We start from the raw sequence: 12,241 nt of genomic DNA, 5'->3' as shown, positions 1-12,241 counted from the left end.
CGAAAAAACCCGCCGCGCTGCCCTACCCGGCTTCCTGCACGACTACAACCACCACCGGCCCCACACCGCGATCGGCAAGCTGGCACCCATCACCCGGTTGAACAACCTGGCTGGACATCACATCTAGTCGTTGAGGGTGGTGAGGCGCGTGGTCAGGAAACGGCGTTCGGTTTCGGTGGGGGCCTGGGCCAGGGCGGTGCGGTAGGCGGAGGCGGCCTCGGTGGTGCGGCCCAGGCGGCGCAGCAGTTCGGCTCGGGTGGCCGGGAGCAGGTGGTAGCCGGTGAGTTCCGGGCTGGTGGACAGGCGGTCCAGCAGCGGCAGGGCGGCGGCTGGGCCGTCTGCCTCGGCGATTGCGACCGCGCGGTTCAGCTCGATGACCGGGGACGGGGTCAGGGTGGCCAGTTCGCCGTAGAGGGCGGCGATCTGCGGCCAGTCGGTGTCCTCGGCACGGGTCGCGGTGGCGTGGCAGGCGGCTATCGCGGCCTGGATCCGGTACGGGCCGCGGCCGGGGGAACGGGCGAGTACGCGTACCCCCTCGATGATCAGCTCGTGATCCCACCGGGCGCGATCCTGCTCGCCCAGGGTGACCAGGTCGCCGGAGGCGTCGGTGCGCGCGGCGCGCCGCGCGTGGTGCAGCAGCATCAGGGCCAGCAGGCCGCGCGCCTCCGGTTCGTCCGGCATCAGGGCGGCCAGCACACGGGTGAGGCGGATCGCCTCGTCCGCCAGGTTCTCCCGGCCGGCCGTATAGCCCTCGTTGAACGTCAGGTACAGCACCGCGAGCACCCCGGCCAGGCGCTCCGGGAGCAGGTGGGCGGCCGGCACCCGGTAGGGGATGCCGGCGTTGCGGATCTTCCGTTTCGCCCGGACCAGGCGCTGGGCCATGGTCGCCTCGGGGATCAGGAACGCGCGGGCGATCTCCGGGGTGGTGAGGCCGGCCAGGGTGCGCAGGGTGAGCGCGACCCGGGCGTCGAGCGGCAGCGCCGGGTGACAACAGGTGAAGATCAGTTGCAGCCGGTCGTCGGGCACGCTGCCCTCCTCGCTGGTCGCGCCGGGCACGGCGAGCAGCGCCGCCGCACGGAGCCGGGCCTCTTCGGAGGCCGCCCGGCGCAGCCGGTCGATGGCCCGGTTCCGCGCGGCGGTGGTCAGCCAGGCACCAGGACGCCGGGGTACGCCGTCCGCCGGCCACTTGCCGAGCGCCTGGGTGAACGCGTCCTGGGCGCACTCCTCGGCCAGATCCCAGTCGCCCGTGAGCCGGATCAGCGTGGCTACGATCCGGCCCCACTCCACGCGGAACGCCGCGTCCACGGCAGCCCGCGCGTCCACAACACTCGCCGGGCCCGGCGGATCACCCGCCCGGCCCGGCGCAGTGCCTGCCGGGCCAGGAATCGGTGCGCTGGGGGTCATCTAGACTAATCCTCCCAGAAGGGGCGCAACTCGATGGCACCGAAGCGGGCGAGCGGATGCTTCGAGGCGATCTCGACCGCCTCCTCGAGGGAGGCGACGTCCAGCACGTCGTAGCCGGCGATCCACTCCTTGGTGTCGGCGAACGGGCCGTCGGTGATCAGGGCGCCCTCCTTGCGGACCGTGGTGGCGTCCTCCCTACCGCGCAGCTGGTGGCCTTCGACGCGGACGCCGCGCCGGGCCGTTTCGGCCAGCCACTGCTCGACCGTGTCGTCGGCCTCGGTCATACCGAGGGTCTCGTCCACGCAGACCAGCATCAGGAATCTCATCGGCCGTGCTCCTTCGCGTGGAACGGGCGGATCTCCACGCCGACCCGGCACGACGGGTGGGCGGAGGCCACCTCGATCGCCTGATCCAGGTCCTCGGCGTCGAGGATCTCGTAGCCGCCGATGTGTTCCTTGGTGTCGGCGAACGGGCCGTCGGTGACCAGGATCTCGCCGCCGCGCACCCGTACGGTCACCGCGTCGGCCGGCGGGCGCAGCCGCTGACCGCGGTGCTCGATGCCGCGTTCGGCGAGCTCCCGTTCCCAGGCCTGGAAGCCGGGCATGGCGCGGATCTCCGACGGGGACGGCTCGCTGGTGCCGTCGTCGAGCATCCAGAGCATGTAGCGCACGGTTTCTCCCTCTCCTGCCGGCTCGCCAGATCGAGCCTCTCATCCAGGACGACGCGGCACCCACCCGGAAATCGACAACGGGCGGCGGTCGATTTCGGCGATCCGGCTTCGTCGTGCTCATGAAGACGGAAGAACCGATGAAGGAGGCACGGAAATGATGCCGATGTCCAACATGATCTGGCAGATCGCCGAGGTGCAGGACCGGTCGACGCGGGAGATGGAGCACGCGATGGGCCGCCTGGCCGCCGCCGTGTCGCGGCGCTACCGCCGGGCTCGCCGGCGGCGATGAGGGGTACGCGTGGTTCAGCCGCCGCGGTGGCGGTCGAGGAAGGCCGCCACCCGCCGGCCCAGTTCCGGGTGATCCTGGAGCAAGACGGCAATGCCGGGTGACTGCGGGTCCGCCACGGCCAGCAGGCATTCGACGAAGGGCGCGAACCGCTGGGCGGTGCCGAAGTCGTGCCGCGACCAGGCGCGGGCGAGCAGGGTGATCACCGCGGCTGTGTCGAGCCGGGGCGCGTCGCTGGTCAGCGAGTTCAGGATCAGCGTGATCGTGTCGGAGGAACCGGTGGCCAGGCCGCTGTTCAGCGCCCGCTGGTAGGCGGTCAGCAGCTTCGCGGGCTCGGCGCGCATGGCGGAGGCCAGCCACAGCGAGATCAGGCTGTGCGCGACCGACTCGTACTCGCGGTCGCCGTGCGCCACGAAGCTGACCATCAGTTCCGGCGCCCAGGTGAGCAGCGGGTCGAGCGCGTGCCGCAGGGCGTCGTCCGAGAACGCGCCGCTGAGGTGCATCGACTGGAGCGCGGTGTAGATCGGGAAGTACTGGTTGACGCCGTCCAGCGAGGAGTCCGGACCGAATGACCATCGAGGGCCGAAGCTGTGTGACCACAGCGGGTCCACCGTGCTGCTCACCTCGGCGTCCGAGCGGTCGAGCCGCAGGTCACGACGGCCGTCCGGCGCCCAGGTACGGGTGACCTCCAGGTACTCCAGGGCGTCCAGGAACATGCCGCCGGGGATCGCGGCCCGCCATTGCAGCGCCATGTCGCGCAGCCAGCCGGCCGGGTCCTTGGCGTGCAGGTACAGCTCCGAGGCCCGCAGCGGCTGACCGCAGGCCAGGGCCAGCAGGGTGAGGTTGAACGAGTACGTGGCCATCCAGTGGTCGATCCGCTTGTCGACCGGCTGGTAGGAGCGCGGCGTGTACTGCGGCCGGGTCACCGCCACCCGCAGCCGCTCCACGATCCATTCCCGGACGGACGCCGGGCCGGACTGTCTCAGCAGCTCGGTGACGAACGGGATGACGGTGTTGCAGGCGCAGAGCGGCGTGTACCCGAGCAGCGACTGGAGCAGGTCGTCGTCCTCGGCCGGCCCGAGTCGCAGGGTGCGGGCCCGGGCACGGGCGGCCGCGTCCGTCAGGGCCTGGACCACGAGACGGGCGATCAGGTATTCGCCGAACGTGGCGTGCAGAAACTCGTACGTCTGCCGGGTCTGATCGTCCTGGACGGCCTGGGCGCGCTGGATGAAGAAGAAGCGCCCGACCATCTCCTGCCCGGCGCTGATCGGCGCCCGGAACGCCTGGGTCTGCGAGGCCCGGCTCGGTCGCAAGCCGAGGCCGGCCAGGTCGGCGTCGAGTTCCTCGGCGGTGACCCACAGCCGCAGCCGGTGGAACATCGCGAAGGCGACCACGGAGAGCCGCAGCAGTTCGTCGTCTACCAGGCCGGGCAGTGCGGCGTCCGGCTGGTCGCCGTGCACCCGGTGCACCTCGCGGGCGGCGAACTCGCGCAACAGCCGTTCGTAGAGCTGCCCGGTGCCGAACGAGTCGCCGGCGTCCTGAAGGGCGTTGCCGGTGGCGTCGTAGAGGGCCAGCATCAGCAGCAGGAGCGGCTGTTCGGCCAGGTCCCGGAACCGGCGCAGCACTTCCGGCCGGAGCGGGCGGTGGCCGGTGCCGGCCCAGTGCGCGGCGTTGGCACCGGTCCAGATCTCCAGCCAGTGCCGCTGCTGCGGCTCGTCGAACGGTTCCAGCCGGACGACGAGACTGCCGCCGGGTACCCGGGCCCGGTCGGCCACGGCGATCCGGCTCGTCACCATAACCGCCACCGGGCGGTCCAGCACCGCCTCGCGGCGCTGGAAGTCGGCCACCCGCTGGAGGTAGTCGGACTGGTGGATGCCGGTGGCCTGGAGCAGTTCGTCGAAGCCGTCGAGCAGGATCACCGGCATCGCGCCGCCGGCGTCCCGGGCCAGGTCCGGCCAGGCGACGGTCTCGCCGATCGTGCCGCGCAGCGCCTGTTCGACCTGGTCCTGGATCTCCGCCTCGGCCCGCACGTCGCGCAGCGCGACCCGGACGACCAGGAAGTCGGCGGGCGGCAGGCGGGCGGCGAGGACCTTGGTGAGTGACGACTTGCCCGCGCCGGGCTGGCCGAGCAGCAGCAGGGGCGCGTCAGCCGCCTGCGGAACGGTCAGGTAGGTGGCGAGGAACGCGGCGAGGTCGGCACGCGGCTCGGTGTCCCACCAGCTTTCCTCGGCGGGCCGGGCGCCGGGTCCGCCGGGTTTGACCCGGTAGCGCGGGTCGAGGTACGCGCTGCCGAGCGCCGGCATCACGAGGTCGCCCGCGTCACCGCCGAGAATCGGATGTCCCAGCTCGGCGCGGTAGGCGCGGGCGAGAGCCGCCCGGTGCCGGGCCGGATCACGGTGCGAGGTGACCCGGAGCAGGGTGCTCTCGAGGGCCTCCAGGCCGCGGGTGGCCGCGCGGTCGGAGTGCTGCCGCATCCAGATGGCGAACTCCGGGATCTCCTCGGCGAGGCGGCGGATGTTCTCCTCATAGCGGGTGACGGCGATGCCGGGCAGCTGTGTGCTCAGCGTCTCGCCGAGCTGGTCCGTGCTCAGGTGCCCGGCGACGAGCCGGGCGGACGTCGCCGACCAGACGAGGAGCTCGCTCAGCAGCACGTCGTAGGGCCGGTCCGGGCTCGGCGCGGGCAGCGGCCCGGCGAGCAGTCCGGTGGGCCAGGCACTGCCGGTGAGCAGCCTGGTCTGTTCGTCGCGGTCGAAGCCGGCGGATTCCAGGCCGGCGGCGTCGAGGCAGGTGTCGAGGGCTTCGAAGAAGGCGGAGACGACCAGGATCCCGTGGGCGGCGTGCAGCCGCTGGCTGCGGGTGTACCGGCCGTTTCCGCGTACCAGATCGGCGATCTTGCTGGAGACCTGGTGCCCGAGGCGAATCGCCTCGGCCTTCGCGTCGAAGAGGCTGAGGGCGGCGTCGCTGCCCCCGGCGGTGGCCACGCTGAGCGCGCCACCCAGCAGATTGTCGGCGATCCTGAGCAGCGGCCCGGAGCCACCGAGGAGTTTGACGGCGTCCTGGTACGTCAGTCCCTGCGGCACCCGCACACTATAGGAATCTCCGCCTACGACCGGGGCATGCGCGAGGCCTACGATCGGGGCATGCGCGACCTCATGCGGCCCATCTGGGACGAGCCGCGTCCCACTCCCCCGCCGCCCGGCCGGGTCTGGCGGGACTGGCTCCTGGTCGCCGTGGTCACGGCGGCCGTTCTGACCGAGGCGGTGCTGACACCGGCCAATCCGGTCTTCACGCTGGTCGCCGTCCCGACGTTGCTGTGGCGCCGCACCCGGCCGCTGCTGATGGTGGTGATCGCGTTCGGGCTGTGCGCGGCTCTGCCCGGTCCGGATTTCAACGCCGAAGTCTTCATGGTCGTGCTGCCGTACGCGTTGTTCCGCTGGGGTTCGGGCCGGGAGATTCTGGCCGGTTCGGCGGTCCTGGCCGGCCGGTTGGGCTTCGGCCTGGCCTTCGGGCAGATCACCGCGACCGAGCTGGCCGCCGGGCTGATCGTCCTGTTCGGCGCCGGCGCACTCGGTCTGGCGATGCGCTACCGGGCCCGGGCCCGGCTGCGGGACGTGCAGCAGATCCAGTTGCTGGAGCGGGAGCGGCTGGCCCGGGACCTGCACGACACGGTGGCGCACCACGTGTCGGCGATGGCCATCCGGGCGCAGGCCGGGCTGGCGACGGCCGGGACCGATCCGGACTCGGCGGTGCAGGCGTTGCGGCTGATCGAGACGGAGGCGTCGCGGGCGCTCACCGAGATGCGCACGCTGGTGCGGATGCTGCGCGAGGAGCCGATGGGCCTGCCGGAGATGAACGGACTGTCCGGCCCGCCGGTGGACGTGCAGGTCAGCGGCGACATCGACGACCTGCCACCGCGGGTCGCCACCACGCTCTACCGGCTCACCCAGGAGTCGGTGACCAACGCGCGGAGGCACGCCCGGAACGCCACCCGGATCACGGTGCGCGTGACGGCGGACGACACGGCGGTGCGGCTGCGGGTCAGCGACGACGGCGCGCCGGGCACGCCGGCCACCGGGTACGGGCTGACCGGCATGATCGAACGCGCCGGTCTGCTCGGCGGCACCTGCTCGGCCGGGCCGGACGCGGAGCGCGGCTGGACCGTCGACGCCGTGCTGCCCAGGACCGCGGTTTGATCCGCGTACTGGTCGCCGACGACCAGGAGATCGTGCGGACCGGCCTGTCCATCATGCTGAACACGCAGCCCGGCATCGAGGTGATCGCCGAGGCGGCGGACGGCCGGCAGGCGGTGGAGCTGGCCCGCCGGATGCGCCCGGACGTGTGCCTGTTCGACATCCGGATGCCCGGCATCGACGGCATCGAGGCGACCCGCCAGCTCGCCGGGCCGGCGGTGACCGACCCCCTGGCGGTCGTCGTGATCACGACGTTCGACCTGGACGAATACGTGTACTCGGCGCTGCGCGCCGGCGCCCGGGGCTTCCTGCTCAAGGACGCCGGGACCGAGCTGCTGGCACAGGCGGTGCGGGCCGCGGCGAACGGGGACGCGCTCATCGCGCCGAGCATCACCACCCGGCTGCTGAAGGCGTTCGCGCACTCGGCGCCGGCCGCTTCGCCGCCGCAGCCGATCGATCCGCTCACCGAGCGCGAGGAGGAGGTTCTGGCCCTGGTCGCGCGCGGGCGGACCAACAACGAGATCGCCGCCGAGCTGTACATCACGCTCAGCACGGTCAAGACCCACATCACCAGCCTGATGGGCAAGCTCGGCGCCCGGAACCGGGTCGAGGTGGTCATCTGGGCGTACGAGACGAAGCGCACCGGACTTTAGTAGGGTCCGGAGGCCGTACCCCGGTCCGATGAAAACGGACGCCCGCATCGCCACTATCAAGGCATGAGAGCGTTCGTGCAGGACAGCTACGGATCGACGGAAGCCCTGCGGTTGCGCGAGGTGACCACGCCGGTCCCCGCCGACGATCAGATTCTGGTACGCGTACACGCGGCGTCCCTGAACGCCCGGGACTGGCACGTACTGCGGGGCGACCCGATGCTGGCCCGGTCCTCGTTCGGGTGGCGGGCACCCCGGCAGCGCATCCGCGGCAGCGACATCGCCGGCCGGGTGGAGGCGGTCGGCCGTTCGGTGACCCGGTTCGCCCCCGGCGACGAGGTGTTCGGTGACGTGCGGGACACCGACGGGGCGTTCGCCGAGTACGTCTGCCTGGCCCAGGACGCGGCTCAGCCCAAGCCGCCCAATCTGACTTTCGAGGAGGCGGCGACGCTTCCGATGGCCGGTGGCACCGCGCTGCGCGGGCTGCGCGAGCTGGCGCCGGTCCGGGCCGGTCACCGGGTGCTGATCAACGGGGCGTCCGGCGGGGTGGGCACGTTCGCGGTCCAGATCGCCAAGGCGGCTGGGGCGGAGGTGACCGGGGTGTGCAGCGGGCGCAACGCCGAACTCGTCCGGTCGCTCGGCGCCGATCACGTCATCGACTACACGAGGTCGGACTTCAGCCGCTCCGGCCGGACCTACGACATCGTGCTCGATCTGGTGGCGAACCGGCCGCTGCGGGCGTACCGGCGTGTCCTCGAACCGGGCGGGACGCTGCTGCTCAGCGGCGGTGGGACGGCCCGGTCCGGACGGCCGTACCTGGTCGGGCCGATGGGTCTGGTGATCGCGGGCCAGACGCTGGGCCGCCTCGGCCGGCAGCGGGTGGTGCTGCTGACCACCGATCGGGACCCGGCGATGCTGGCGGCGCTGCGGGAGCTCGCCGAGGAGAAGGCGATCGTTCCGGTGATCGACCGGACGTACGAGTTCGAGGAGACCGCGGAGGCGATGCGCTACCTGATGGTGGAGCACGCCCGGGCCAAGGTCGTCGTGCGGATGGTCTCACCAGGACGGGGACAGCAGGCCTAGGTCGCCGTCGTAGCGGCGGTAGAGGACCCGGCCGCAGCCGGTGCCCGGGTCGCTGAAGAAGACGAACGAGCGGGCCGGCGTGGAGTTGAGGCTCTCGACGGCCCGGGCCACCGGCAGCACCGGCGCGGGCCAGGCGCGCACGCTCAGCGGGACGGTGGTGCCGACCGGTTCCGGGCCGGCCACCGTACGCAACAGGCGGTATCCGGTCGGCCCGCCCCGGTAGAGCAGGCTCTCCGCACCGGTGACGTCGTCGGCGAACAGGTGGAACGGGTAGTCGCGCAGCTCCATGGTGAAGGCGGCGGTGTCCGGGTCCTGCACGGCGAGGCGGCACGACTTGGAGCGCACCAGCTTGCGGGGCCGGGTGCGGGCGATCAGCAGTCCGGCCGGTGCCGGCAGGTACACCGGCCGCCACCCGCCGGGGACCAGGCCCACGTCGCCGGAGAGTTCGGCGGCGAGCCGGCGGCCGAGCCGGTTCAGCCGCCAGCGCAGGCCGGCGGCGGCGCCGTCGATGGCCTCGTCGGCGGTCGGGGCGGCCAGCTGGGAGCGGACCATCCGGTCCGCGACCACCACGTTGACCTGCGCCACGACCTGCATCGGCAGGTGCCGGCCCGCATATCGGGTGAGGCGTACCCGGGCCTGCTCGACCGGGTGGCCGATCGCGGCGATCTCGGGACCGACCACCTCGAGCACATGCTCCGCCTCGTCCACGGTGACGGCACCGCGGACCGCGACCGCGGCGCTGCTGCGATTCGACATTCGGCGTTCCTTGTCGGGCGGGGTACGCCACCGCCGTGGTGGCGCCGTGACCAGCGAACCGGCTGCCCGCCGCACCGGAACAGGGCCGTTCGGCCCTGGTTTCGAAAGGTGTTGTCGGCCGGGCATCGCGACGCGGGCCCAACGACTCTGTCACCAGAACGCTACCTAGCGCAATCCGTACGCGAAGGGGTCACGCTCCCACGCCGGAATTTCCGGTAAGTTGCGGCCGTGGGGGGGGGGGGGGGGGGGGCGCCCCCCCCCCCCCCCCCCCCCCCGGGCCGCCCCCCCCGCCGCCGAGGGGCATCTCGCCCATGCCCCTCGGCGCGACCCGCGGTCAGTACCCGCCGAAGGTGTCGTGGGTGACGTAGGTGCCGGTCGGCGGGGTGATCGTGGTCCGGTTCTGCTGGTAACCCTTCTCCCAGCGGACCACGCTGCCGTCGGCGTTCTTCACGATGTACTGGAACTCGATGTAGGTGTTCGGCGGCAGGGCCACGTTGCCGTACCAGTTCGGCCAGGCGCGGCCACTGGTGGTCAGCGGCACGGCCGCGGCCGGGTTCCAGGAGCCGAGCTCCGGGATGCTGCCGACGACGTAGACGGCCTGACCCCAGACCGTGAAGTCGGCGACGACGTTGAAGGTCGCGGCGATGGGCGCGACCTCGGCGGCGCCGGCCGTCACGGCAGGGGTCTCGGCGGCGGGTGCGGCCACGGCCGGCCCGGCGACGCCGAGGATGCCGGCGATCAGGCCGGCCGCGAGGGCGCCGGCCCGGACGGTGGTGCGGTGCTGTGCGGTACGCATGTCTGTACCCCTCAAGGATTGAAAACTCTTGCTGCTCCAGCGGCCGCAAAAGGATCGATCGAGCTCCACATTGGTGGGTATCGGTCGATCAACTCAAGGGTTCGTGACCTGTGTCTACGCGTCACCAGTAAGCCACAATCGGCTGCTATGAGACCGCTGAAAGCGTTTGCAAGTCTTTCAGAGAAGCGGCGGTTCACCGAAGATTTCGCGGATCCGGTACAGGTCACGCAGCCGGGGCTCGGTCGCTCCCGAGACCCAGCGCCCGATCGTCTTCGTCGACACGTTGAGCCGGCGGGCGGCCGCCTCCATGCTCAGCCCTTCCCGGCGCAGGCCGGCCGCGAGCCAGGCCGCGAACGACAGTGCCGGCTCCTCGGTGATCGCCACGGACACCGGTTCCCGGGAGACGGACCGCGCCGCGGGTGCGGTGATCCGGCCGCCCCGCCCGGCCACCGTTTCCTGGACAGCCGGCGAGGAGCCGGCGGCGCCGAGGACGTCGACCTCGGCTCCGTCCGGGAAGATCCGCAGCGACACCTGCAACGAGGAACTGACGCCGGCGGTGTCCAGCAGCACCTCGGCGACCCGGTCGCAGAGCGCCCGGATGTCGTCCTCGGAGATCGGCGTCGTGGTGAGGTTCCCGCGCAGGAAGGCGCGCACGTCCGGCAGCGACGACGGGCGCGCCGGGAACGCCTGCGCGACCACGATGAGCGGCAGGATATCGATCTCGTCCGCATCCGAGCCGGCGGCTGCCGACATGGCGCTCCTTCCCGTGCCCGATACGGGGAGTTTGGCCCAACCGGCGGCTGATCCGACTCCACCGATCGGGTGAAGCCGCCCTTTCCGGTACGCCGCGTGTGCGCCTAAGCTCGCTGCGTGAACGTCCCGGGCGCGGACGAGCAGGTCCTGCACATCCTCTGGATGAACGGCGGCCTCAGCTGCGACGGCGAGTCCGTCGCGCTGACCGCGGCGACCCAGCCGAGCATCGAGGAGCTGGTGCTCGGCGCCCTGCCGGGACTGCCGCCGATCGCCCTGCACTGGCCGTACCTGGGGTACGAGAACGGGCCGGACGGCAGCGCGGACAGCTTCATCGAGTGGTTCCACCGGGCGGCCCGCGGTGAGCTGGACCGATTCCTGCTGATCGTCGAGGGCTCGGTGCCGGACGAGACGAACAAGGCCGAGGGCTACTGGAGCGGGTTCGGCAACGATCCGGGTACCAGCCAGCCGATCACCGCGACCGAGTGGCTGGACCGGCTGGCGCCACGGGCGAACGCGGTGGTGGCGGTGGGCACCTGCGCGGCGTACGGCGGGGTGCACGCGATGGCCGGCAACCCGACGGGCGCGGCGGGGGTACCGGATCACCTGGGCTGGGATTGGAGATCCAAGGACGGGCTGCCGATCGTCTGCGTACCCGGCTGTCCGACGCACCCGGACAATCTCTCCGAGACGATCCTCTATCTGCTGCACCAGATGTCCGGGCAGGCGCCGATGATTCCCCTGGACGAGTCGCTGCGCCCGCGCTGGCTGTTCGAGGCGACCGTGCACTCCGGATGCGACCGGGCGTCCTACTACGACCAGAGTGACTTCGCGCTCGGCTTCGGCACGTCCTCCTGCCTGGTGAAGATGGGCTGCTGGGGCCAGGTGGTGCGCTGCAACGTCGCCAAGCGGGGCTGGGTCAACGGGGTGGGCGGCTGCCCCAACGTGGGCGGCATCTGCATCGGCTGCACCATGCCCGGCTTCCCGGACAAGTTCATGCCGTTCATGGAGGACCCGGTGGCGGGAGCAGCGCCGGCCACGGCCGCGGACTACGCGCCGGTGGTGCGTACGCTGCGCGGCTTCACCCTGCGGATCGCCGGCCGCGCGGCGGCACCGTGAGCCAGGACGACCTCGCGCGGGCCGCGGCCGGGCGCGTCGACGAACTGCTGGGGGAACTGCACGGCAGCCCGGATCCGCGGGCCGCTGTGGTGGCCGACGAGCTGACCGGCTGCCTGGTACGGCTCTACGGCGAGGGCCTGGCCCGGATCGCGGCGCTGCTCGGGCCGGAGCGGGTCGCCGCACTCTGCGCCGACCCGCTCGTCGAGAGCCTGCTGCTGGTGCACGATCTGCATCCGCGGGACACCGGAACCCGCGTCCGGCTGGCGGCGGAGCGCTTCTCGGCGTACGCCGAAGTGGTTCTCGCCGAGGTGGACGCGGCCGGTGTCGCGCGTCTGAGGCTGACCACCGGATCCGCTTGCGGCGGGTCTCGGGAGGCGTTGCAGACCGAGATCGCGGAGGCGGTTCGCAGCGCCGCTCCAGAGCTGTCCGGCGTGGAGATCCGGCTGTCGGCCGCCCCGCCGCTGTTCCAGGTGACCTTGCGGCCGGGCATCGCCTGAGCCGCCCCCCTGGTCATACGACAGTCCCCCGCACGGATCG

13 protein-coding genes are annotated in these 12,241 nt (G+C 72.1%); 6 read left to right on the top strand and 7 right to left on the bottom strand.

Translation table 11 applies throughout. The features are described 5' to 3' along the window. Window positions 1-123: 123 nt before the first annotated feature. From I4J89_RS27110 to I4J89_RS27100, 3 genes are all read right to left on the bottom strand, one after another. The gene (locus I4J89_RS27110; RefSeq protein ID WP_373688161.1) at window positions 124-1,323 is read right to left on the bottom strand and encodes an RNA polymerase sigma factor; all 1,200 of its coding nucleotides are present in this window, start codon (window positions 1,321-1,323) and stop codon (window positions 124-126) included. Window positions 1,324-1,409: 86 nt separating this feature from the next. Then, window positions 1,410-1,730: a YciI family protein gene (locus I4J89_RS27105; RefSeq protein ID WP_196416898.1), complete on the bottom strand. Its 321-nt coding sequence runs from the start codon at window positions 1,728-1,730 to the stop codon at window positions 1,410-1,412. After that, window positions 1,727-2,065: a YciI family protein gene (locus tag I4J89_RS27100; RefSeq protein WP_230859679.1), complete on the bottom strand. Its 339-nt coding sequence runs from the start codon at window positions 2,063-2,065 to the stop codon at window positions 1,727-1,729. The genes I4J89_RS27105 and I4J89_RS27100 overlap by 4 nt, the downstream gene beginning before the upstream one ends. Window positions 2,066-2,228: 163 nt before the next feature. Between I4J89_RS27100 and I4J89_RS50950 the strand changes: the two genes are divergently transcribed. Then, on the top strand, window positions 2,229-2,363 hold the full coding sequence (locus tag I4J89_RS50950; RefSeq protein WP_255521801.1) for a hypothetical protein: 135 nt from the start codon (window positions 2,229-2,231) through the stop codon (window positions 2,361-2,363). Between the two features lie 14 nt (window positions 2,364-2,377). On the opposite strand, the gene I4J89_RS27095 is transcribed toward I4J89_RS50950, so the two are convergent. After that, the gene (locus I4J89_RS27095) at window positions 2,378-5,440 is read right to left on the bottom strand and encodes an NACHT domain-containing protein (RefSeq protein ID WP_196416896.1); all 3,063 of its coding nucleotides are present in this window, start codon (window positions 5,438-5,440) and stop codon (window positions 2,378-2,380) included. A gap of 60 nt (window positions 5,441-5,500) precedes the next feature. Here I4J89_RS27095 and I4J89_RS27090 point away from each other — a divergent pair, with 60 nt between their 5' ends. The 3 genes from I4J89_RS27090 (at window position 5,501) to I4J89_RS27080 (ending at window position 8,283) form a co-directional block, all read left to right on the top strand. After that, the gene (locus I4J89_RS27090) at window positions 5,501-6,553 is read left to right on the top strand and encodes a sensor histidine kinase (protein ID WP_196416895.1); all 1,053 of its coding nucleotides are present in this window, start codon (window positions 5,501-5,503) and stop codon (window positions 6,551-6,553) included. Beyond that, window positions 6,550-7,203: a response regulator gene (locus tag I4J89_RS27085; protein WP_304519507.1), complete on the top strand. Its 654-nt coding sequence runs from the start codon at window positions 6,550-6,552 to the stop codon at window positions 7,201-7,203. Before I4J89_RS27090 ends, I4J89_RS27085 begins: the two co-directional genes overlap by 4 nt. Window positions 7,204-7,266: 63 nt before the next feature. Next, complete coding sequence (locus I4J89_RS27080) at window positions 7,267-8,283, top strand: NAD(P)-dependent alcohol dehydrogenase (protein ID WP_196416894.1); 1,017 nt, start codon at window positions 7,267-7,269, stop codon at window positions 8,281-8,283. Here the strand turns inward: I4J89_RS27080 and I4J89_RS27075 are convergent. The 3 genes from I4J89_RS27075 to I4J89_RS27065 all read right to left on the bottom strand — a co-directional run bounded on the left by I4J89_RS27075 (window position 8,257) and on the right by I4J89_RS27065 (window position 10,588). After that, the gene (locus tag I4J89_RS27075) at window positions 8,257-9,039 is read right to left on the bottom strand and encodes a sigma 54 modulation/S30EA ribosomal C-terminal domain-containing protein (protein ID WP_196416893.1); all 783 of its coding nucleotides are present in this window, start codon (window positions 9,037-9,039) and stop codon (window positions 8,257-8,259) included. The two genes, I4J89_RS27080 and I4J89_RS27075, sit on opposite strands and share 27 nt — an antisense overlap. A 334-nt stretch (window positions 9,040-9,373) precedes the next feature. Then, on the bottom strand, window positions 9,374-9,835 hold the full coding sequence (locus I4J89_RS27070; protein ID WP_196416892.1) for a carbohydrate-binding module family 20 domain-containing protein: 462 nt from the start codon (window positions 9,833-9,835) through the stop codon (window positions 9,374-9,376). A gap of 177 nt (window positions 9,836-10,012) precedes the next feature. Next, window positions 10,013-10,588, bottom strand: coding sequence for a helix-turn-helix transcriptional regulator (locus I4J89_RS27065; protein WP_196416891.1), 576 nt, complete (start codon window positions 10,586-10,588; stop codon window positions 10,013-10,015). Between the two features lie 117 nt (window positions 10,589-10,705). On the opposite strand from I4J89_RS27065, the gene I4J89_RS27060 reads away from it, so the two are divergent. Both I4J89_RS27060 and I4J89_RS27055 read left to right on the top strand, forming a co-directional pair. Then, entirely contained in the window at window positions 10,706-11,704 is a 999-nt protein-coding gene (locus I4J89_RS27060) for an NADH-quinone oxidoreductase subunit B family protein (protein ID WP_309238492.1), read from the top strand. Further along, window positions 11,701-12,201 carry a NifU-related iron-sulfur-binding protein gene (locus I4J89_RS27055; protein WP_196416890.1) on the top strand — a complete coding sequence of 167 codons (501 nt, stop codon included), beginning with the start codon at window positions 11,701-11,703 and terminating at the stop codon, window positions 12,199-12,201. Before I4J89_RS27060 ends, I4J89_RS27055 begins: the two co-directional genes overlap by 4 nt. Window positions 12,202-12,241: the final 40 nt, after the last annotated feature.

This window comes from Actinoplanes aureus, from assembly GCF_015704865.1.
Lineage (GTDB): Bacteria > Actinomycetota > Actinomycetes > Mycobacteriales > Micromonosporaceae > Actinoplanes > Actinoplanes aureus.
This window is presented reverse-complemented; position numbering and strand designations above follow the sequence as displayed.